The sequence below is a fragment of the Shewanella sp. GD03713 genome (assembly GCF_029843705.1).
In the GTDB taxonomy this organism is placed as follows: Bacteria; Pseudomonadota; Gammaproteobacteria; order Enterobacterales; family Shewanellaceae; genus Shewanella.
The window spans coordinates 1557484-1580427 of sequence record NZ_JAOCIW010000001.1 but is presented as its reverse complement, the minus strand read 5'-3'; the positions used below and the strand labels follow the sequence as shown (position 1 = coordinate 1580427).

Sequence of the window (22944 nt, the reverse complement as noted above, 5' to 3'; positions counted from 1 at the left end):
AAGTTCCTTAGTTTTTAACTGGTATTACTGGCGACTTTTTACTGGCAATAATATTGGCTGCAGTGCCAGTAGTATCCAGCCAGAAGTCCATTTCTTGGTACTTCACAAATAAATCCGGCGGCAAAATGCTGCGCCGACTTTTAAACTCCACCTTTCTACCAACGTTATGTAAACCTTTTACACCTAGGTTTTGATCAAACTCATTCTCTGAATAATCGACATTATCGAAATCATGCGCAAACAAAGGCTCGCCAATAAAGCGGTAAATTAATTCTAGAGTGCGAGCAGGATACTGAGTCAGCAGATCGTAATCCACCAATAACAATCGCTCTGAATATTCGCCGTAATAAGCCTCTTTTAATGCCGTCCAAGCGGCCCCCACACTACCACCAGTATTAATAAGAGCTTCGCAGCGGCTATATACGGTTTGGCGAGTAGCTGCGTTAAACATCCGACTGTAGTCAAAGGGGTTTTTACGGTAAATTTTTTCAAAGCTATCCATAATCCATGCAGGATTTCGCACACAACAAATCACTTTAAAATCATCAACTAATTCAACTAACTGATGAAGACGCGCTGTCCATAGACGATTGGTATCAAAAATAACTGCTTGGCTTTTATCGCTGTAGTAGGCATCGATCAATGCTCGACAAATGGCTTTGCGCTTTTGTTCATCAAAAAAGGAATAGCTTTCACTTCCTGCGCCCATTTGCTCCAAGGCGCCATTCACAAGTCCCGCAACAGGACTACTCATAGCAGCGTGAAAACGTGGATTTTGCCTCAATATTCCCGCAAGCAGCGTGGAGCCAGAACGAGGTAAACCCGAAATAAAATGTAATTGAGCCGCCATTCAATCCCTTGCTTTCTGAAATCATTATTTATATAGAAATGTCAAAGCGTACGACTAAGACACCTAACCATAATCTGGGTGAAAATAAACTTATGTGGATAAATGAACTTCTTACCCACACAATCTAGGGCAGTTATCCAAATCAGTGTTGAATTCACGGTATAATCATTTCGACTTACCGATTTCAACCCGCAAAATTTAACCAATAATAAACAAAAATAAACACCAAATAAGGATAGCACAAAACAAATACGAAACATCTGAAAACATATTTTGTCGTTAGGAATATATTCACCACTTTTTGTTGGACAAATAGCAACCACACAGGACATCCCATGTTTGACTGGAAGAAGATTGATACTGTACTGCTCGATATGGATGGCACCCTGCTCGACCTGCACTTTGATAACCATTTTTGGCTGAGTCTGGTGCCGCAGGAGCTGAGCAAGCAGCGGAAATTAAGCCAGAGCCAGGCGCAACAATGGGTGGAAGAAGCCTACGGCAGAGTTGCGGGCATCTTAGGCGGCTTTGTTTCCTAAATCGGTTGAAGGCTTTGTTTCCTAAATCAGTTGAACTAAAACCATAGCTGGTGATCTGATCGGCATAGCCTATCAACTCACCAATCAATCGTGTCAAAACCTCGCTATAAAACAACTAACTGGAAGCAATACAATCAAGCCTTAATCAATCGTGGCTCACTCACCTTTTGGATTGATGAGGACGCCATCGCCCAGTGGAAAGCTAAGGTCGAGCAACCAAGGAAAGGTCGCCCACACGTATTTAGCGACTTAGCCATTACCACTGCGCTGATGGTTAAACGTGTTTTCTCTATGCCACTGCGAGCGTTACAAGGTTTTATCAACTCGGTGTTTAAACTGGCAGATATTCCGCTTTCGTGCCCACATTACACTTGCATCAGCAAACGAGCGAAAACCGTCAAGATTGCTTTTAAAACCAAGACTCGTGGCACCATTGAGCACTTGGCTATCGACTCGACAGGCTTGAAGGTTTATGGCGAAGGCGAGTGGAAAGTGAAGAAACATGGTACAGATGGTAAGCGCCGTGTGTGGCGTAAACTACATATTGCCGTCGATACACATAGCCACGAAATTATTGCCGCTGAACTGAGTTTATCCAGTGTCACTGACGCTGAAGTTATGCCGAATTTGCTCAAGCAAACCCATCGAAAAATCCATAATATTTCAGGTGATGGTGCTTACGATACAAGAGCCTGTCACGATGCGGTTCGTCGAAAACGCGCTTTAGTGCTCATTCCACCGAGGGAAGGAGCCGCACTCTGGGAACAGGGGCATCCGCGCAACTTCGCGGTCAGTTGGCAACATCTTTATAGTTCAAATAAGCAGTGGAAAAAACGGTATGGTTATCATCGGCGGTCAATCTCAGAAACTGCCATGTATAGGGTGAAGCAATTACTAGGTGGCAGATTAAGCCTGCGAAATTATCACGGTCAGGTAGGAGAAACTTACGCGATGGTAAAGGCGTTGAACAAGCTCACAGGGCTAGGTATGCCTGAAACTCACTATGTAGTTTAATATTTAAACGATCATGAGGGGCTTTGTTCACTGGTTTGATTTAGGAAACAAAGCCAACAACTGGAAGCAACATGATTAATGCAACTGCTTAAATGCACTCAATACAGGGTGAGATTACGAGTGGTCATTTAATCACCACACTCATGCCAGCCTCCAACACTGCATCAAGATAGGCTGCATTCATTAAAGCCTGACGCTGCTTTCTTCTGATACTCATTTTCCGCTTTTCAGCGCGTAACATGTTTAAGCCGAAGTGCCGCATCGTGGCAAGATTGGCGGCGGCATTGCCACGGTATATCTGGCACGCATCCTCACCTAAACTCACATCCAGCACCCAGTGCAACTGGTTTTCTATACCCCAATGCTCACGGATCGCACGGGATAGCCGCTCCGCACTAAGCGCAGCAGAGCTAATAAAGTAACGCTGCTCTAATACCGCTCGTTTGTTCTTTTCCACCCGATAGGTGGTGGCCATACCTAAAGTCGTCAGCCCCGGCCAGGCGGCTTTGAGCTTTGCCGGTAATTCACTGGCTTGGCATACCTGGAACTCACGGTATTCCAAGCGCCCACGGTTCTTTTCCAGTGACTGAGATGCACTGTCTTTGTGGGCTTTACCCGCAAAAACTTGCTTCACTGCATCGTGCAGTTGACCTTGGTTGCCTTTAACCGTAAGCAGGTAATCAGCGCCCTTATCTACTATCTGCTGGGCTATCTCTTTCTGGCATCCCATGGCATCCAAACTGACCAGGCAACCTTTAAGCTCCAGCAAATTGAGTAGCTGAGGTATCGCCGTAATTTCGTTGCTCTTCTCGTCAGTCTTAACCTGTCCCATAACCACGCCATTTGCACTGGCAAAGGTACTGACCATATGAATAGAAGAGCAACGGTCTTCCCGGTTGTATGAACCTCGCAGCGTTTTGCCATCAATTGCCACCACCTGACCATCGGTAAGCTCTGTACAGGCCTGCATCCAACTGGCAAAACAACGCTGCAAGGCTTCACTGTCCAGCAATGACATCACCCGCGCTATGGTGTCGTGAACAGGCAAACCCAGTTTAAAAAAGCCATGTTCTTGCAGCCAGTCAAAGCGATTTTCACCGAAATCTTCAATATCTTCCCAACCCTCGCAGCCCGCGATAACGGCACACAACGTTAAAAACACGACATCAAACAAGGGGTAAACGACCTTTGCAGCTTGCCTTGGGTCTTCTAATTCTGAAAAGTGCTCTGCAAAAATATCGATGTTCATAAACTGGCTCCGCGTAAAAGCCAGTATCTGATCACAGCAGAAGATCGCGGTCAATCAATTATGCTAAAGTGTGCGAAAAACGTTCGTGATCTTGCCCTGGCACTCAATAGGCCAATTAAAAAACTTAAAATTAAAAAAACATAAATAAAAAACTATTCCTGTGACAAAACTAGCTCATGAATTGAAGATATTTACCATTTTTTTGTGATTTAATCTAAAGGCTTGGACGTTGGAGCTTGGTTATGAGTATCGAGAAATCTAAAAAAGTACTACCCAATTTATTTTCACAGCACCAAAACCCAGCACTTGTGAGACTGCGGGCAAATGAAAAGGTTAAACAGTGCGCCCCGCAGAACCGCACCTCCGCCTCCTTTGTTGCACTTCAAATAGCGTTAAATGAAAGCACTATTCCACATGTCATCAGCACATTAAACACGCTTACACCCTCATTATCTTACCCAAAGTCTACACGATGCCATGTTACGCAGGCTCATCAAATTCAAGCTGCAAAACAAGCAGAATCCTCAGTTGTATTTAAAATACAACTCGCTCACTTAGCGCAACTCTCTCCCTGCGCGATTCATACCTCAGATATCGCAAAAGGATATGAGTAATGGGAAAGCTACAAGCTAATGCTAAAAGTCATAGGCTAAAAAATTCCGGCGGTGTCATGCCCGATAGACTCGGTACTAACACAGCGTTAATGAAGATGTTTTACCAAGCCGAAAAACAGAGTCATGAAACCAACTCAGGCAAGTTATTAGTTGTTTTGTTGTATTTGTGGCTTACTCAGCAGTTAGATGACGTTCTCCTGCACGCCAATGAAAAGCCTCTCACAGTAGATGATATTCCCGACTGTCACAAAGTGAAAAATAGTGATACATGCGAAGCACATCGATTCAAAAATCACAAGTTTGAGGATGGCAAGTCCTGGACCTATTACGCGCGTGCAACCATTACTCAAAAAGGCGATAAAAAATTCGAATGGCAACCCATCCCTAATAGCTTAATCCACATTTTCAAACCCTTCGTTAGCAATCACAGCTATAACGTGCCGTGGCTAACGGCAGCTGAAAAACAACAATTGCTTAATCTGCTCATGGCCAAATGGCGAAAACCTGCTGAGATCGAACACTTTCCAGCGATAAGAAAGCAATTGTTTTTAAAGTACATAACACACTGTATTCAAAAAGATAATCAACTTTCCAGTTTAACTAAATCATTATTACTACCTACTGATATACGGCACCATCGCCATGCCGCGGTTTATCAGCAAAAAAACAGTGAACAAGTTCGAGCAGAGCTATTTCACGCACAAGATCGGTATCTCAGCCGATTATTCACTCATGCAAACGCTCTAGGTGTGAGCAAACTGCTGACACTCACATTCTCGTCGAGTTCTACAGTAGGTAAAGCCACACTGCCCAACATTTCGCTATTAAATGATAACGCCAAGAGAAACATTCCTGCTGACATTACAAGCTCAAAAGTGGGTGTGAGTTTTCATAGTAAATGGGTTGGTGAAAACCTAGAAAAATACGCAGACGAGTCTGTGTGCTACGGCAGTAGTCGACTTATACCCGAGAGTAAGATTGTTGCGATTTTTAGTCATCTTCATGACGAGATAACTTCATCTAAACCTGAAAACAAAGCCGGTCAAGCCGCTTTAATTCATTATCACAATCTCTGCGCTAACCATACTGCGCTGTTATTTATACTGCTTACTGGCATGCGCCCTACCCATGCTATCTCTATCAATAAACAATCACACTATGATTACCGCCGCACGACAGTATCTGATAAAGGCTTTCAACGCGAAATCAGAATTTGTGACTATCTTAGACAACAAATTCTGCATTACATCTCGTTGCAACAAAAACTCAGTTCCAAGCTGAATTTGATCAATGATCTTCCCTGGGCATGGAGTTTATATGATGAAAATAATCAAGCGACTGCAATATCAGCAAAATCGCTGCGACAATTTTTACATCTAAGAGCCAATGGCATTGTCCCCTATGTGTTGCGTCATCAATTTGCGCAAAGTGCAGCTACCAGCATTATCCACAAACTGACAACACACCAAATTGATCGCTTAATGGGACACGCGGAGTACGGTGAACATCTGGGCAGTGACCATGCATTTCCAGCTAGCATAAAACAACAAGACTTATTTCTTGATAGTCTGCCGGCTCGATACGGCTTAAAGGAGTTGAAATATGTCTAGTATATTCAACAAATTAAACCCTGTTGAGGTTTATAATTATCACCAACGTCAGGGCTTGTCAAACGCTGGCATAGATGCCATTAGCTGGGTGATCAGCCAGTGGCCGAACCCAACACTCAAAGCCTCAAACCTTTCAGCTCAAAAGCCGACTCACATATTAATCAGCCAACCCAATAGTCGTGAAATCACTCTTCAAGATTTACAAGTCATCAATAAAATCATCAGATCTGTACCTACAGGCAAGCAACGTCACTATAAACGTGCGCTAGAAGCCATTATTGTCTACCTCAAAGAAGCACTGAAGTGGCAAACTCCTGAGATTGAAAAGCTGCCTTGGCCAGATCCTGATTTAAGATGGTATGAATGCATCACAGCTCAAGCGAACGATGCATTTAAACTGCAAACAGAGTATGAAAACGTCAAAGCTCAGTTCTTGAAACAAAGATCTGAACTGTCAGCTGAGTTTATGGCATTGATTATCGCACTTGAAATTGCGCCACTAACCATTGCACATCTCGTCAACATCATTAACGACAAAGAAAGCATTCAGCGTATTGAAAGACAAACATATCTTAATATCAAACACTTAGATAAGTCATCTAATCAAGACGATCTACCGAAATCAAGCCGGTATCACCTGCCCTTATTTGTCTATCAATCATTGACGGAATATCAGGCATATTCGCATAGCAAGCTAACTGAAAAGCAGTTGCTAAAAAGATTAGAAACCTTATTAACGTCATTCTCCATATCAACTCAGGTCTCTCGTCATTACCAGCACCTTTTTCAAGCCGTTTGGCACTATCGCGATCATGTCGTTCCTACATTCTTAAAAGATATTAGTTACCCAGAACGTCATGTCGCAACCCCTTTAGTCTCGGTTGACAAGAAGGACCAACAACGACAATTAGTGAGAATTTATGGCATCGATTATGACGAAATGGCAGTTACCGCAATACCTAAAGCCAATCAAGCCTCGAAGAAATGGCCGCACCTCGAACTGCAAAATAATCGCAATAAGATTACAGAATGTGTCCATGACCTTAGTCATTGGCCTGTAGACAATATCCTGCCAACAATGCTCTATCGATACACGTTAGAACTCATCAATTTCGGTGGGGTAAAAAAGCAAAAACTCGCAGAAAGCACCATCAAAAAATACTGCAATATTCAATTAAAACTCACGAGCCCGCTCAGTTATGACCAAGCAATAGACCAAGAACTACTACAACAATGGAGCCACAACATTTATGACAATTTAGCGACTGAAACAGAGCAACTGATCATGCTGTATTTTTTTCGCTTTATGCGTCACCAATCACTCACAGACCATTTAGACATTAGCCAGTTCGAACCACCACTCAGCCCTCCAGGTGTTGATCCATTTCGGATCTCAATAGAACAGTTGCATGAAATCGTCGCAAAGCTCATCGCGCCGCCCTACGGGGGGTTATTGCAGAGGTTATTTTGCGCAGTCACTGTCATTATCAGCTATTTCGCAATGTTGCGCCGAGGAGAGTTACTGCGTCTTCGTTTAAAGGATGTATTTGTTGATCCAGCGAATAAACAATTGTTTCGTTTCAATATCACAAATACTAAGGAGGGGACGACCAAAAGCAGACATTCACGCGTTGTCTATACCGTCATACCGGAAGAATTCGCGATTCTAGTCAGAATTGTGATAAAAAACAGTGAACTTTGTGAACCTCACCAGCATTTGATCGGCTTCACAGAAGAGCCATACCATTCACGGCAGTTGCAATACTTATTACCTGCCACTAAATGCATCAAAGCATTATGCGGCCAGCAAGCGCGGTTTCATCACCTGCGTCATAGCGGTGTACATTTATTTATGCTGCAAGCACTGCACCTTGCATACAATCTGCCGCCACAGCAAACCACGAATACAGAGCAAATGAAACGCTTACTCCATGATGACGTGCTTGCTGCGCGATTTGACTATTGGCTTGAAGGGCAACCATTTTCACTGTGCAATGATGGGATTTTGTTAGATGAAATGACTCGTCAAATCGGACACGAGTACTATGCAACAACTCGATGGTCCTATCTGCACGATATAGACTGGCTTTACCCATTCTATCGGCCAGGCTTTGGTGAATCACAGCCTCGAGAATTCTCGCATAGTGAATTGCGATATTTGCTGGGGTTAAAAAACGACTCAAATGATCTATCACGTCAACTCGCTTTAATCAGCCCTGATTACCAAGCAAAAGACATTAACCAGAAGCGTCAAAACCACGTCTTACTCACAGAGACAGCACTGAGACAACATCTATTTAAGACGAATAAAAATAGTGTCGCCCAAAAGCCGCTCAGCGATTTTCATACAGTCTCGATTGCACAAGACACCGTCAAGTATCATCAAAAATGGCTTGGTAACGCCAACAAAATTTCTCATGACTTTCTTCAATATCTATTTCTTGAAATGCGAAAAGTAAAAGAGGTTAACTGGCCGTTATTAAGCCAAATCTCGCAATCTCCAGGCAAATATCAATTCTTGCCAATGACCAAAGCGCAAATCACAGCACTCAGTAATTTGCCAGCAATCGTGCTAAGCAACGGCATACATCCAGCATTAACATTAACCTTGGCGTGTAATGTCAAAAATGCACGACATTTTGCAGCAGTATTTCGTCAGCCACTGTGGCGCTGGTTAGCGCCCAGCTTTGTGTTAACCGTGAATAGAAAAACAAAAATCGACATTCTATTAAACAGGTTAAAAGACCATTTTGCTCAATCGGGTGAAACAATAACGCTTCAAAAACAACCTGTTGGTCAAAGCGAACTGACCATCACTCTGACGCCCAAATTGAGTGAAACCAAACTAAACCCTCATAAGCAGCACGCTAAGTTAGTGGATCTGCAATTTGTCGTTCAACAAACACAGCTATATCTCTCACACTTTCAACAGAACAACTAGGTGTATTATGTCAAAGATATTAATCCCGAAAATAAAATCCCCCTTGTTTATCAATATGATAAATGCACTAGACAAACATCATTCGGATGCATGTATCAGTGTGTTTATCGACAGCGATAACAGCCGTATGCTCCTTATTGGTGGTGCCCCTGGTCAATATGGACAAATTGAAATACCTCTCGAAAAAGGCCATGGTTTGAAGAATGCTGAATTCTCAATCCCTTTCGATTTTTTCATGTGCATGAAAGAGCAACAGCAAGAGTTTAATACCCTAGCCAATCAGTATATTTTTGAGCTCAGGTACAAAAATGGCAAATACATCAATATCGAGTATTGTTTATTACTCAGAGACGACAAAAAGATTGATGATTCAATACATTTCCCAATGTCCCGTTTTGAATTAGACGCTGCTCATGAAAATCATATTCAATATCAGGTGGCCAATACTCAACGTGCTTATCATGAGCTGAACAGACGCTCGATTGTTGACATTATCAATTCAACCAATTCACTCATACCTTTTGATTTTGTTGAATTTAGAAAAAATGAAAAAGAGATCCGCTTCCAGAAAAATGGTGAAGTCACGACCAAACGATTACAAGACAATATCGACTTACCTCATACCCTCCCCTTGACTGAAGCCGCAAGCCAAACGCTTAAAACGCTGTACATGAACTCTGAAACAGGCAGCATAGCGTTTAGCTTAGAAGGAGAACTACTCACGTTTAAAACTGACCAGCACACGCAAAGTATCTCTCTGGAAGGCATAGAGCAATTTCATCGAAAAATAGCTCAGGAAAGCAGGTTACTCCTTGAATTTGCATCTAATTTATACGATTTCAAACAGTTAAATAACATGATCTTAAAAGAAACCAGCGTTAGATCGCTCAATACTGCGATGCTACTGTTTGACAGCAACAGGTTATTCTCATGCATGTTGCCCGGACGTCGGGAGTTCATTCGCGAAGTCAGCGTTAAACACCTTCATAATCACAACGCATTATTATTTTCCTATTCGCCTCGCACTCTCAAAGACATGAAATTAAAAATTTTTGCTAAAGGAGGCGAGATCCGCATTACGTTAACTCAAAATCAAAATGGTGAACTGAAACTCAATTTCTTTGATAAACCAGAAGATATGTCACCGTTTGATAGCCTTAACTTAGTATCAGAACAATCACAGTTAGCTGCATATCAAAAATTGAAAAACGAGTACCTGAACACTTACGATGACCGCTACATTTTGCCGCCATCGCGCCAAGGAGAACTCGATTTGTTTGCCGAACAACCAAGCGATGTGCCAGACGAAATTGATACTCCAGTTAATGACATAGAGTCGCATGCGCAATACACCGACACGACAGAAACCCAAACAGAAGATAAACTCAAGAACGCTCGTGTTTATTCGCCAACGACTCATCCTGATTTAGCACCTAAACCGAACAATAAGCATTCCGAAAACATCACAGAAAACAGTGGCGATTTAGCCAATATCGATGAATATGGGTTTGCCGATGATTAAGTAAGCTCTCAAACAGTAAACTGAATACGGTTGCGTGTGGTTGTGTGTGAAGTGGGGTAAATGACGGCAACAAGCTTCTGCTAAAATGCTCAACAATTTTCATTGGTAAATGGTCAATTTAAAAAGCACAGCAATTTAAAATAAACCACTGGACAAATAAACAGTATTGGTTATATTGATAGGTGTGTTTTTAACCAATAGTTGGCAAACTGCAACTATTGGAAAGGGACATTTCAGGTTGAGTTGCGCGATGTAAAAGTGCGGTTAACCTAATAAATAAGCAGTTGGGAGAGAGCGGCTGCAACCACTCTCCCCCGTACCGGCTGCACTAGCTATTAACAGAGACCCAGCCGATTGCGAAATTCTAACGAATTCCATCGGATAGGGACAGTGCTATTTGATGGAGGCCACCTATGGCTCATATTCGTGTGCGCCCCAATGGGCGTATTCAGTTCGACATGCATCTTTATGGCTGCCGTTTTCGTGAAGGCACAAAAATGCTGGCCACACCTAAAAACCTTGCAACTGCCAAGACAACACTCAAAAAAATGAATGCGGAGATAGACTTAGGCTGCTTCCAATACCGTGACTATTTCCCCAAAAGTAAAAAAGTCGCTCAATTTGAGCAGTTGCAGCGTGAAAAACATCCTGATCGTGAATATCCATTTTTCAATGATTTTGCTTATCAGTGGTTTGAACGCAAAAAGGCGACGTGGAAAAATAGCTATAGAAACACCATGCAAAACGTTTTAGATAAGTATCTGATCCCACAATTTGGCAATACATTGATGAATGAGATCACCCTATCGCAGATCGATTTTTATCGTCAGCAGTTAATGCAAATGGTAAAGGCAGATAATACCCGGCAATTATCTAATCGGCGCATTAATAACTTACTGTGGCCCATCGTCTCCATGGTAAGCCTCGCGGCAGAAGAATATAAATTTGAATACCCATTGAGACGCTATCGCTCACTTAAAGAAGAAAAGGCTGAGTCTCATCCGATGACGATAAAGGAGGTTAAACTTTTCCTATCCCACGTCCCTCCCGAATGGAAAGATTACTTCATCATTCGGTTTTGGACCGGCATGCGCAGCTGTGAAATACATGGATTAGAGTGGCAACATGTTGATTTTAATCACCGCTTAATTCGCATACGGCAAAACTGGGTGAATGGTGAAGTATGTGATGTGAAAACACCAAAATCTAGGCGTGATCTTAAGATGTGTGACACGGTATACGATGCCTTTAAACGCATTAAAAATTTGGCATTGTCAGAGTCAGGCTTTGTGTTTACTGGCAAATCAGATGCGCCACTGGATACCCATTTTGTTAGCAAAAAATTATGGTACCCGACACTCATTAAAGCGGGACTGAAACGTCGACGAGCTTATGAAACTCGTCACACCGCGGCAGTGCTGCATATCGCAGCCCTAGAAAATCCACTGTATATATCTCAAATGCTTGGCCACAGTGATACTCGGTTATTATTTGATGTCTATGCACCTTATGTTGCAAACGCATCTCGAAGCGATGGCAACGCATTTGATAAACTCATGCGCAACGAAAACATGCTGTAAAACCCCGTAAGTTATACTCAACTTGAGTTGGCTGATATCATGTTGTTTAAATCTGGTAACGTTATCACTGACTATGACAGAGCAAGAAACAGAAATTGAAACTCAAGCGGTCACCTATGCGAAAGCAAATCGTACTCGGATAGCTCGAGAACTGACCGATTTGGACAAGTTTCCAGCTGATCAACAACCTGTGTCTATTTTTATGTGCGGCTCTCCTGGCGCAGGAAAAACCGAAGCTTCAAAAGCGTTTCTTGAAATGTTTGATGAAACGGGAATTATTAGGCTTGCCCCTGATGAGCTAAGAGTCTTCTTCCAAGAGTACACTGGTGAAAATTCATTCCTCTTTCAGAAAGCTGTCAGCCTTATTGTTGAACGAACCCTAGACAGAATTTTTAACAACAACCAAAGTTTCATCTTAGATGGTACTTTTTCAAACTTTGATATCGCTTGTAAAAATATCGATCGCTCACTAAAGCGAAATCGAGCCGTGCTCATCATCTTTGTTTATCAAGAACCTACACTAGCCTGGGAGTTTGTCCAAGCAAGAGAAAAGCTTGAAGGCAGACGCATTTTACCTACTACATTTATCGATCAATTCTTAAATTCGCAAGAGGTAATCCGGCAAGTCAAAGCCAAATATGACGCGGCAATCAAGATAGATTTACTGATAAAGAACAATTATGGTAGCACTCGTATTTACCATGATAACATTACGGATGTTGAGCATCACATAAAGAAAAAATACTCTCGCACAGAATTAATAAGACTGCTAATCTTGCCACCTGAGCCTATTTTTTAGGCTGTTTTATGTGAGAAATCTATGTCGACCAATACAGCTAAAATTAACGTTACTACATCCAAGCTTTCAGCCTTTGTTATGAACGCAAGTTCAGCAGAGAAAAAACGTGTGTATACTCAAGTTATCAAGAAAGCGACTGAGTCACAGAATAAAATGATTATTGAAGCCAAATCCATGGCAGTGTAATTCATTGGTTTTGTGAATAAAGCCCCGTTAGGGGCTTTTCCTATTTCCTCTGCATCATCACCAACACTCTTCAAGATTCATTCCCCTTCTCGTGCTGCAGGGTGCGTATGATGATAAACCTCCTTTAGCTTACCAATCGTCACCTGGGTATAGACTTGTGTTGTCGAAATATCTGCATGGCCTACCTGCTCTTGGATATAGCGAATGTCGGCACCATTTTTTGACATTACGGTAGCGGTGGTGTGTCGATACAAATTACATGCACCAGGTTTATCAAATTAAATTAGATCCTAAAAGTACTCTGACATCAATTACGCGGTGGTTTTTAGACCGCTTGCACTATCCACTCGACAGTTTTCCTAAGGCCTGAATCAAAGGATTCGAGTGGTTGCCAACCTAATTCACGTTGAATTTTACTCGCGTCAATGGCGTAGCGCACATCATGGCCAGGACGATCAGCAACATGTTGTATTAAATCACGAAACCCCATGCCACTCATTGTCAGAGACTGCGGATGAGTGGGCACTAACTCTTCTAAGAGATCGCAAATTCGCTGCACCACAGCAAGATTAGTGTATTCATTTGAGCCTCCAATATTATAGGTTTCCCCTAGTTGCCCTTCAGTGGCGACTAAAAATAACGCCTTAACATGATCATCCACATACAACCAATCCCGCACCTGCTGGCCATTGCCGTAAACGGGCAGTGGTTTTCCCAATAACGCATTATTCACCATTAAAGGGATCAGCTTTTCAGGGTATTGAAAAGGGCCATAGTTATTAGAGCAGTTAGTAATAACTATCGGTAAACCATAGGTACGATGCCAGGCGCGAACAAGATGGTCCGCCGATGCCTTGCTGGCAGAATAAGGAGAACTTGATCTACTCACACATATGGACGCTTACATCCCCGCAATAAAAGTACGGGGTTTTACGCTTAATGAGATAGAGACGTTACTAAAAAATGCGGGGATTGAGCAGCCAAGTGTGCTATCTGGACGTAGAGCATTCGCAGTAGAGCTTCACCGCCTCGGCTACGATGTTGCTCACATACTTCATATGCTTGGCAATCGCACTTTGGAGACAACACAAAAATTACTAACTACAGACCCCGTATCAATGTGGGCAATTGCCGCTAATGCATTTTGATTGGTGGTACTAAAAAATAGTACCAAATTCGCTTGAAATGATACTAAAAAGTAGTACTATCGATTTAACGGATTATGAGACTTTATGAACAAAAAACATTTAAGAACGTTGACGGCTATCTTTGCTAGGCCTGTCAGCGGAGCTATCAAGTGGTCTGATATTGAAGCGCTGTTTATTGCTCTAGGGGCTGACATTGAAGAGCGTGAGGGATCTCGAATTGGTGTGGTGCTGTTTGGTGAAGTTCAGGTATATCACCGCCCACATCCTCAGAAAGAAACTGACAAAGACGCAGTGATAAGCATCAAAAAATGGTTAGAAAGGAACGGGGTGAAAGCATGAAAAATCTTATGATGATCAACGGGGTAAAAGCCTTTATTGATTATGATCCAGACGCTGAAACATTCCGTGGTGAGTTCGTAGGCTTAAACGGCGGCGCGGATTTCTATGGTGAAAGCGTCGCTCAATTGGAAGCCGAGGGCGCGAAGTCATTAAGCGTTTTTTTAGAGATGTGTCAGGAGCGTGGCATTGAGCCTTACAAAAACTTCTCTGGCAAATTCAACGTTCGGATCTCGCCAGAGGTTCACGCTCGACTTAATGAAATTGCGCTATCGCAAAGCATTAGTTTGAATGCAGCGGTAGAAAATGCAGTCAATGACTACATTGCACATTCAGCGTAGGACGGAAAATTGTTCCTCGTTTTGCGGGGATGCAAGTGTTGGCATATAGCTAATGTTAAACGGGGTTCACCATGTCAATTAAAGCATGGGCTTGGCAATCTAATTCCTGACTTGCATCTGCACCCAGGCAGTCGTCGCTTTGCGGCGTTCTAGATCTTAGCTTCTAAATCGCCTCTACCGCCATTTTCAGCACGACACTATCCTTTGGCATTAATGCTATACGAAACCCGACTCCGCTAAAAACTCGATTAATCAACTCAACACCGTTTTTACCTTTATCACTTTCGATATCAGACAATGCTTTACGGCTAACGCCAACCATTTTGGCATATTGGTCCTGGCTCAGTGATAACAACTCAACCCTCAGCCATTTAAGTACTTGACCTTGAGTCTTTTTCCCCGAAAAGAGATCCAATGTAGCGGCTAATAATAAATCTTCCCTATCTTTAAGGGTCAAAGGCTTTCGATTAACCGAAATTTTTTTTCGACCACCTCTGCCTTTTGTTTCAATCGAATCCGTTGCAACATTAGATGAAACCGTCATAATAGCCCCCATTGCTGCATTCTCGCTTCTAACGTGGCAAAACCAATTCCCGAATGCGCAAGAATCGATTCTGGCACACCCCGCTGACGTAAACGTTGCTCAAGACCAAGCAAACGAGCAGCGGTTTCATTCAAAGCGCTCATTAACTCATTAGGCGACAGTAAATCAGATAAATGTTCTGCAATTGCAGGAAAGTTATACACGCCACCTAACTCCATTCCCTCACCCCAGGTAAAGGTACGAGTGATCATCTCATAATCTGCTTTCATTGGCGCAAAATCATAAATGGGTGCCAGCTGGACGCGGTTTCCATACTTGATAAAAGAGGTATTTCGGCCATGATTATCTGAATTTCCAAAGGCAATATTTAATAAATCTCTACGTACCCATTCAATCACAAACGCCTCAATGCCACTCTTGCCTTCAAGCTCAGCCTCAACGTCGAGTAGCGTCCTGGTATTACCATAATTTTCTTTTTTATTAAACGCGGCCAAAAGCCGTCTAATCACATCGGCATGTAGCAAAGGCTTTGCTGTCGGCTCACCTAAAATGGCATAAACCGACTCCATGCCATAACTCACCATTGCTCCCGCCTCAACACCGTAATCAAAGCGTGGCAACCATAAAGAAGGGCCACGTTCAGCTTCAATAAGCTTCATCGACTCAACGGAAATAGTCTCAAAGCCCAATTGTGTAAGCTCATGATAAAAATGATACTCTGCTCGCAAAATATCGCCATCCAGAGTGGTTTTACCCCTTGGAAACTTAACTAAATAAGGCTGATCGAGATTACGCGGATCATCTTGAAAGGTATCAATCCAAACATCTTGCTGCGCATTTAATCGCACTAATAACTTAGGTGCGGCCCCGCCTGCGCCGGAAGCGCCACCTGCTGCTGCACCGCGAGACTGGGCATACTCAATAAAATCAATCTGCAACTCACTGACATCAGCGATACTAAAGGTAACAGGTAATGATCTTTTAGCCTTTTCAGGCACCGATTCTTTTATACGTAAGTTGCCAATTGGCGCGATAGTTCCATATTTCAACAATTGGAAATCACGTTCCAAATTAGGCAAATCCTGCAATCCAAGCCGCTTAACCCAATAATCCCGGCTGGAACCTGCTGGCATAATATCTTCTAAAAAACGATGCCAGTGAGGGCTTCGCAACGGGATATTATCAACGGGTAACGATACACTCACTGCAGTTTGCGCAAATTGATGGAAGTAAGACGTGACATGTTCGATCTCATAATTTAATACACATGGCCCGCCAGTGCCCTTATCTGGCGCATAAAACTCCACCAAAGCAACATCACGCCATTCTCCGGCAATGTTCATCTGCACCGTTAAAATTTGCATTACCTAACCCCTAAAAGCAGACGACAATTAATGAACACTATAGCACTCAAAAATAGATAAAACAGCCAATTAATGCAACCTACAGTACTCAGTAATTAAGAAAAATACTAATTAATGACACCTAAAAAACGCAAAAACAGTCAGAGAAAATAAGATGGGAGGAAAAGCAAAGACGTTGACGGTTGACTGAACGCTCGCAAGCTCACCGTCCGGGCGGAGCCCGTTCAGTAACCTGCAGCGGTAAAACGGCGTTCCTAGATGTATGGACTCCCTCCCACTAAGAGGATACGGTCTTAATCGATTCAAAGATTAGCCAAAGGAGTCCATACATCTCGAGCAACGCTCCAGCTTCTGTTATATGCCAGTAATCAAAAAATCGATAGCCGCTACGATCTCATCCCTGAAACTACTCAACTCATTGACAGGCTCACGTAAAATCTTCGTTGGTACACTTGCCATTTGGTGAGTTAACATCACGAAGTCACCCTCATCGATATGGATCACAGGGCATAAATGCCTAGGGGCTTTTTTCTCCAATAGTTCGACAGGTGTTAGCGGAATAACTAACCGAGTATTCAAGATATTAAGCAATTCACTTTGAACATCAACAAAGTAAGGATATGCAATTGCAGTGCGCTTATCGTGGTTTTGGTATAAGGCAAACTGTGACATTAGAATACTCGGTAAGAATCAGAAAATAAGCCTTGTTTTTCAACCAATTCATTGCAAGCGTTAATCGCTTGGGCATTTTGTTCTAACCATTCGGCTTTTAGACGATGCTTTACTTCTTTCTCAAGAGCCTTTTCCATTGTCGCTGAAAGATTTATGTTCAGGCGTTTAGCTTCCGCTAATAACTCACTGTTTAAGCTTAAATTTGTAGCTTTTTTGTGTACTTGATTGCTATATTTGTTTCTCATAACAATAACCCATGCGCGTTGTTTGTGCGCATAAATTATAAGTATGGATAGGATATATAACAAGCCATCAAAGATGGCGCTGAGTGTATCTATAACCTGCAGCAGTAAAACAGCATTCGTAGAATGCTTAAGCGCATCGCTACTAGAGTCTAAACCCTAGAGCCACGTAGTGGCGTTCTAGCAGTTGCGTCGCAACGCCAAAGCGTCTCCCAGCCGAAGGCCGTCCTTTTTGCTGCGCCTTATATGCTATATACTCCCCCTGTATTCATTAAATCGTGCAATGGGCCTATGCAACAACTAAATGAAAGCATTATTTGATGCTCAGTTTGGTGCTCTCAGTGCCGTCATTGCAGGGGCTCGTGGTTGGACGGACATTCGTGAATACGTTCTGGGTCACCATGAATAGTTTCGCCGTCAACAGTTAGATGTAATATTTGGCGAGGATGCCTGCCAAATTTACCGGGAGAATGCGGCATAAAATGTCGCTAATTTGCATCATATGTCACTGAACATGCTACGAGCTACACCTCAAGCCCATACCGATTACCGATATACTTTTCAATGACCTGCTTCATTGCAATTAACATCTTACTATTGAAGTCCCTACCTCCTGCAAATCAAGATATTCACTATATCGATTTGATTCTCGGCACAAACGCAGTGAAGTTCCGCCCTGAAAAACCAAGTTATCGAGTACCCAAGCTTCATCCAGTGCATACAAGATGTCGTAATGAAGAAGTTCTTTCTCAATGACAGGGCGCATATCCTTTGCGCCTCCTTGTTCCACAGCTTTAAGTTACTTTTATCCTACGAGTTTAGAAAATCAAAGCAAAATAAACCAACTACTTTTTTATAGCACCTAAAGGTGTTGTACTGAACTCTTCATGGCTACTAGAAAAAGGGTATAGTTTACAATTACAAGATCGATACAAAAAAGTCAGTGGTTCAAATCAGTTGGCAGAGGCGCTTTGATACGTAATAAGGATCTGTTGATTATTAATTGAAATAAGTTGAGCTACGCTGCCGTAAGCTCACCATTAAACGTTAAACGCTGATTGTTTCATGGTTTGCTCGGCTCGGCTGACCCCTAGCCGCTTAGCAACGGTTTGCCATTGCTTAACCGCCATTAATACTTCATCGTAAATTTGCGTGGCTTGGGTTTGCGAAAGTCGGAAGAAGTCTTTTACGTCAAAGGCTAATTGGTAGTCTAGAGCGTTGTCTGTATCGGTAATATTCAGATGCAGGCCATGCTTACCCACTATCGGGTTTAAATCATAAGCGGGTGATAACTTCCAACCATTCTTTGTTAATAAAAACCCATGGTTACGCAGGTGATCATCCGTGTTGGACACCGCAATATTAAACACGATACGTCGCCATAACTGTGCTAAATCAGCTTCGGTTTGCGCACCACAATTGGAAATAAATTCAGCAATCTCTAAGTAGCTGGCACCTTGAAATTGTTCACCATCATAGTATTGAAGCTGTGTCATGGCCGATGAAAAATGCAGTCGCTTTTCGCCATCGCGGTCAAACCGTTTTGTTAAAAAGGTATGGTGCTGTGACGAAAACTGCTTGATCTCACTTGGAAACATGTCAACACCTGCCGCCAAAGCCAATTCATAACAGACCATCTCCCATGCGCCCACGTCATGGGTATCATTTAGATTGGGAAACTTTGCAATCCACAAGTGGCCTTGTTCATCTGTGACACAAGCCTTGGGCCTTGCACCACCTAATGATGAGCCTGGAGAAATCAGCATTTTCAACCAGCGATAATACTCGTCACTGTCGATGTCATCGTCTTTTTCAATCTGCATGGCTGCGTGCTCTAGCTCTCGCAAAGAAGCCATTGGCGGCGCAGCAAATTCAGAATTGTCGTCCAAAAAAGCATTCGAGCCTGCTCGCTTAAATCGAATACCACCCATCCGGTAAGAGTCGTGCACGCCCAACAGGTAATCCAATTCGTTTAATCGACTTGTTGCTCGAATGCCTTTGCGCGCATCAATCGCCGCACGCCGTTGCATTAAAATACGTCCCCATCTATCAGGCGATGAATCAAGAAATGCGCGAAAGTTTTTATCGGCTTCATCGTTGTAGAGTTCACCGGAGTGAAGCGTCAAGATTGGATCAATTTGCAAGCGACAGGTTGAGGTTAAAAATGCTTTATCGTAGGCAAAACTAAACACGCCACCTCGGCTTGAATCGCTATAAGTAAGCCGCCCTATTAGCAGTGGCGCTTCGATTGGCTGCCAGTCGGCATAGACTTCGACGATTTCACGGCTCATCTTGAACCTTCCAGCAATTTTATGTTTTGCAGCTTGATACCCACTTCATCATGAGCGGCCATTTCCGCAAAGTTGCTTTCCATGCCAAGTACGGCCATTACTTTTAAGTAAGTGCCTATGGCAACGCCCGGATCACCTGCGAAGACTTTGTTCACGGTTTTATGATCAAAACCAGTACGTTCACACAGCAGCTTTTTTGTAAAACCACGTCGTTTCATCGCCAACAACAAGTCCTCACCAAAATGAGTCAGGATTTTGCGTTGTTTTGGAAACAGTACATTGTGTAAATCACGCTTAGCCACACCACCAACCAAAGGGACTATATTCCCACTATTCAGCCATTAATGGGAATATAGTCCAACTTTGAAATCAAAGCAACTCTAACATGTGAAAGGCAGGACTATATTCCCACTTTACTGAATATTATAGGATTTATATCCCACTTTTAGGTTTAGATTGCGCGTTGGCCAAAGCGATGATGTGAATCCCTGAATGTCAAAGGCAACCAAATCACACTTTTGTGTGATCTGATCCAGTAGTTCTGTACACCGCGCTAAGTGAGTAAAATCACATAACGAGGTGCCTATGACAACTAAAAAGAACCGTAAGACTTATACCGCAGAATTTAAAACCGAAGCCCAGAAACTGACCGAGCGTGTTGGCGTGGCCGAAGCAGCACCGCAGTTGAAGCTATACGAAACCCAGATTTACAACTGGCGTAATGCATCAGAGAAAAAATCCACTACCAGCCAGCGTGAAGCTGAACTAGCGGCCGAAGTAGCTAAGTTACGTCGCCAACTGGCTGATCAGGCTGAGGATTTAGCCATCTTAAAAAAGGCCGCAACCTACTTCGCGAAAAATCAAAAGTAGCTGCATTTGAATTTATGCTGGAGCACCAACACAGGTTCCGCCTGCTGCGCATGGCCGCTGTGTTTGGTGTATCTCGAAGTGGGTATTATCAGTGGCGTCGTACCGGTGAAGAACCTGGCGAGAAAGCCCTACGGCGGGCCGCGCTGGACGAGAAAATCAATAAGGCTTTTACGCAAGGTAAGCAACGTGACGGTGCGCGCCGTATTCAGGTTGCGTTGGCTGAAAATGGCGACCATGCAGATCTGAAAACGATATTGAACAGCATGAAAAGACAAGGGTTAAAAGCCAAAGCAGCTCGTAAGTTCAAGGTGACCACAGATAGCAACCATCAGTTGCCAGTGGCCCCAAATTTGCTGGAGCAGAACTTTAGTGCGGATGCGCCCAACCAGAAATGGGTAGGTGACATCACGTATTGTGTGCCCGGAGTTCAGCACTAGCATGGAATGCTTTAATGAGCCACGAGTCTATCTGAAATACATGAACACTACGGCAGGAGCTACATTGTTTATGGCACTATCTGGTTGTGCAGATAGTTGAGTCTGAGCGGCAGTGACTTATCGTATGCTGATAAGGTGATGTAACTCGCTGACAACGGGGAGTGAGGCGAATTCGTTAAGCCAAGATGCTCCTCTAGACTAAGTATTGGACGGATGAAGAACATGAACCGGTTAACCCGCATCTATGGGCTGAAACGTCGCCATTGCCTACACGAATTAACAGGCAATATGGTACTGCAATAGTGCTAAATGTATGGGCACTATTGCCGAATTAATGAGTAATAAATATGTACTTATCAATGGATAAACGTTAAATCACAATTCTGCGTTTAAGCATCATCACCTTACAGTACGATAAGGTCAAAGACTGCGATCGGCATCCACCCCAATATGTTTGAGTTCAGGTAGATAAACCGGGGAAGGTTTGTTTTGAATGCTAAGGGAGCATGACCCTGATGACAAACAAGCTGGCGGAGTGTTCGTAGTAGTCTGAGATGGGGAAATCCCATTACATGGCGAAGGGACACAGTTTAATTGATTTGCGTCAGCAAATTACCTGACCTTAATGAGGTGAAGACCTTTGATAATCAGCGAACAGCAACGTAAATTAGCAACATGGACAGCAACCGATAAAACGCGTCGCGTTAATCGACTGCTGCGCCTTATCAGTCACCCGCATTGGCTTCGCCAAGCGGCTGAAGTAACGCTTTCTTCAAAAGGTGCTAAAACGCCTGGTGTTGATGGAATAACAAAGATTCATATACAGGCTTATTTGGCTGGTTATCTTGATGAGATCAGAGATGATCTGCTGTCAGGTAACTATCAACCGATGCCTGCTAGACGGATCTATATTCCCAAGGCCAATGGAAAGCTACGTCCTTTAGGTATACCAACGCTTAGGGATAGAATAGTTCAACGTGCCATGCTCATGGCAATGGAGCCGATATGGGAAAATGATTTTCATTCGTTGTCCTATGGCTTTAGACCAGAGCGCAGTGTCCATCACGCCATTCGCACGGTTAAACTACAAATGACCGAATCCAATGAGCCTAGTGGTCGCTGGATAATTGAAGGAGACTTATCAAGTTATTTTGATACAGTTCACCATCGATTATTGATGAAATGTGTTCGTAAACGGATCAACTGCCGTCGATTTAATGATTTGCTTTGGCGCTTCATTAAAGCTGGACATATTGAACGTAACCTATTTTGTGCAACAAGCGAAGACGTACCACAAGGTGGTGTAATTTCTCCGTTATTGTCAAACATAATGCTTAATGAGTTCGATCAATATTTGGATAAATGTTACTTGAGCAAGAAAGCCCGTAAAGACCGCTGGTACTGGAACCACAGTATCAAAATCAAGCGAAAACCTGCGGTTGAGGAAAACAGACAATGGAAACCTGCCGTTGCTTATTGCCGTTATGCTGATGACTTTCTAGTGATTGTCAAAGGCAATAAACAACAAGCAGAGGCAATTCGGGACCAATGTCGACACTTCCTAGAAGGTAAGCTGCAACTCACGTTAAATATGGATAAAACTCATATTACACATGTGAATGACGGTTTTATATTTCTCGGACATAGGATCATTCGAAAGCGTGGACCTAATGGAAATATGCGAGTGGTGTCTGGTATTCCAAACGGTAAAGCCAAAGCATTTTCTCATTCATTGAGTCAGGCTTTATCAGGAGATCATAGCTGTAGCAAGCGGTGTTTTTCAAGGTAGTTGTCA

The 22944-nt window shown here is 43.0% G+C and carries 19 protein-coding genes and 4 pseudogenes; 13 read left to right on the top strand and 10 right to left on the bottom strand.

From position 1 onward, the window contains the following. Nucleotides 1–7: 7 nt before the first annotated feature. On the bottom strand, nucleotides 8–850 hold the full coding sequence (locus tag N5E87_RS07145) for a sulfotransferase (RefSeq protein ID WP_279775223.1): 843 nt from the start codon (nucleotides 848–850) through the stop codon (nucleotides 8–10). A 335-nt stretch (nucleotides 851–1185) separates the two neighbouring features. On the opposite strand from N5E87_RS07145, the pseudogene N5E87_RS07140 reads away from it, so the two are divergent. Both N5E87_RS07140 and N5E87_RS07135 read left to right on the top strand, forming a co-directional pair. Further along, nucleotides 1186–1371: pseudogene (locus N5E87_RS07140) on the top strand (HAD family hydrolase); the annotation flags it as partial. A 108-nt stretch (nucleotides 1372–1479) separates the two neighbouring features. Next, nucleotides 1480–2403, top strand: coding sequence for an IS5 family transposase (locus tag N5E87_RS07135; protein WP_279775222.1), 924 nt, complete (start codon nucleotides 1480–1482; stop codon nucleotides 2401–2403). Nucleotides 2404–2527: 124 nt separating this feature from the next. Here the strand turns inward: N5E87_RS07135 and N5E87_RS07130 are convergent, their stop codons facing one another. Beyond that, on the bottom strand, nucleotides 2528–3652 hold the full coding sequence (locus N5E87_RS07130) for an ISAs1 family transposase (RefSeq protein ID WP_279775221.1): 1125 nt from the start codon (nucleotides 3650–3652) through the stop codon (nucleotides 2528–2530). A gap of 242 nt (nucleotides 3653–3894) precedes the next feature. On the opposite strand from N5E87_RS07130, the gene N5E87_RS07125 reads away from it, so the two are divergent. From N5E87_RS07125 to N5E87_RS07095, 7 genes are all read left to right on the top strand, one after another. After that, nucleotides 3895–4266 (top strand): hypothetical protein, encoded by a 372-nt coding sequence (locus N5E87_RS07125; RefSeq protein ID WP_279775220.1) that lies wholly within the window; start codon nucleotides 3895–3897, stop codon nucleotides 4264–4266. Then, on the top strand, nucleotides 4266–5876 hold the full coding sequence (locus N5E87_RS07120) for a hypothetical protein (protein ID WP_279775219.1): 1611 nt from the start codon (nucleotides 4266–4268) through the stop codon (nucleotides 5874–5876). Before N5E87_RS07125 ends, N5E87_RS07120 begins: the two co-directional genes overlap by 1 nt. Further along, nucleotides 5869–8817, top strand: coding sequence for a hypothetical protein (locus tag N5E87_RS07115; RefSeq protein WP_279775218.1), 2949 nt, complete (start codon nucleotides 5869–5871; stop codon nucleotides 8815–8817). The genes N5E87_RS07120 and N5E87_RS07115 overlap by 8 nt, the downstream gene beginning before the upstream one ends. 7 nt (nucleotides 8818–8824) lie before the next feature. Next, on the top strand, nucleotides 8825–10339 hold the full coding sequence (locus N5E87_RS07110; RefSeq protein ID WP_279767716.1) for a hypothetical protein: 1515 nt from the start codon (nucleotides 8825–8827) through the stop codon (nucleotides 10337–10339). 413 nt (nucleotides 10340–10752) lie between these two features. After that, on the top strand, nucleotides 10753–11919 hold the full coding sequence (locus N5E87_RS07105; protein WP_115014222.1) for a DUF3596 domain-containing protein: 1167 nt from the start codon (nucleotides 10753–10755) through the stop codon (nucleotides 11917–11919). A gap of 73 nt (nucleotides 11920–11992) precedes the next feature. Next, nucleotides 11993–12718: a zeta toxin family protein gene (locus N5E87_RS07100; protein WP_126512855.1), complete on the top strand. Its 726-nt coding sequence runs from the start codon at nucleotides 11993–11995 to the stop codon at nucleotides 12716–12718. Between the two features lie 21 nt (nucleotides 12719–12739). Next, nucleotides 12740–12904, top strand: a complete 165-nt coding sequence (locus N5E87_RS07095; RefSeq protein WP_014610884.1) for a hypothetical protein — start codon at nucleotides 12740–12742, stop codon at nucleotides 12902–12904. 77 nt (nucleotides 12905–12981) lie between these two features. Here the strand turns inward: N5E87_RS07095 and N5E87_RS07090 are convergent, their stop codons facing one another. Next, entirely contained in the window at nucleotides 12982–13158 is a 177-nt protein-coding gene (locus tag N5E87_RS07090; protein ID WP_197721152.1) for a tyrosine-type recombinase/integrase, read from the bottom strand. Between the two features lie 71 nt (nucleotides 13159–13229). After that, nucleotides 13230–13781: pseudogene (locus N5E87_RS07085) on the bottom strand (GDP-mannose 4,6-dehydratase); the annotation flags it as partial. 355 nt (nucleotides 13782–14136) lie between these two features. Between N5E87_RS07085 and N5E87_RS07080 the strand changes: the two are divergent. Then, on the top strand, nucleotides 14137–14391 hold the full coding sequence (locus tag N5E87_RS07080; RefSeq protein WP_014610888.1) for a type II toxin-antitoxin system HicA family toxin: 255 nt from the start codon (nucleotides 14137–14139) through the stop codon (nucleotides 14389–14391). Further along, nucleotides 14388–14729, top strand: coding sequence for a type II toxin-antitoxin system HicB family antitoxin (locus tag N5E87_RS07075; protein WP_014610929.1), 342 nt, complete (start codon nucleotides 14388–14390; stop codon nucleotides 14727–14729). The genes N5E87_RS07080 and N5E87_RS07075 overlap by 4 nt, the downstream gene beginning before the upstream one ends. A 163-nt stretch (nucleotides 14730–14892) precedes the next feature. Here N5E87_RS07075 and N5E87_RS07070 read toward each other — a convergent pair whose 3' ends face one another. The 6 genes from N5E87_RS07070 to N5E87_RS07045 form a co-directional block, all read right to left on the bottom strand. Further along, complete coding sequence (locus tag N5E87_RS07070) at nucleotides 14893–15273, bottom strand: helix-turn-helix transcriptional regulator (protein WP_086904820.1); 381 nt, start codon at nucleotides 15271–15273, stop codon at nucleotides 14893–14895. After that, entirely contained in the window at nucleotides 15270–16637 is a 1368-nt protein-coding gene (locus N5E87_RS07065; protein WP_014610930.1) for a HipA domain-containing protein, read from the bottom strand. Before N5E87_RS07065 ends, N5E87_RS07070 begins: the two co-directional genes overlap by 4 nt. Nucleotides 16638–16991: 354 nt before the next feature. Next, complete coding sequence (locus N5E87_RS07060; RefSeq protein WP_279775217.1) at nucleotides 16992–17309, bottom strand: CcdB family protein; 318 nt, start codon at nucleotides 17307–17309, stop codon at nucleotides 16992–16994. Beyond that, nucleotides 17309–17554: a type II toxin-antitoxin system CcdA family antitoxin gene (locus N5E87_RS07055; RefSeq protein WP_014610893.1), complete on the bottom strand. Its 246-nt coding sequence runs from the start codon at nucleotides 17552–17554 to the stop codon at nucleotides 17309–17311. The genes N5E87_RS07060 and N5E87_RS07055 overlap by 1 nt, the downstream gene beginning before the upstream one ends. A 1037-nt stretch (nucleotides 17555–18591) precedes the next feature. After that, entirely contained in the window at nucleotides 18592–19842 is a 1251-nt protein-coding gene (locus N5E87_RS07050; RefSeq protein ID WP_014610931.1) for a type II toxin-antitoxin system HipA family toxin, read from the bottom strand. Then, nucleotides 19839–20144, bottom strand: a complete 306-nt coding sequence (locus N5E87_RS07045; protein ID WP_004249763.1) for a helix-turn-helix domain-containing protein — start codon at nucleotides 20142–20144, stop codon at nucleotides 19839–19841. The genes N5E87_RS07050 and N5E87_RS07045 overlap by 4 nt, the downstream gene beginning before the upstream one ends. A gap of 283 nt (nucleotides 20145–20427) precedes the next feature. Here N5E87_RS07045 and N5E87_RS07040 point away from each other — a divergent pair. Then, nucleotides 20428–21131, top strand: a pseudogene (locus tag N5E87_RS07040) (IS3 family transposase); the annotation flags it as partial. A 658-nt stretch (nucleotides 21132–21789) separates the two neighbouring features. Next, a pseudogene (locus N5E87_RS07035) lies at nucleotides 21790–22920 on the top strand (reverse transcriptase domain-containing protein); the annotation flags it as partial. Nucleotides 22921–22944 lie beyond the last annotated feature (24 nt).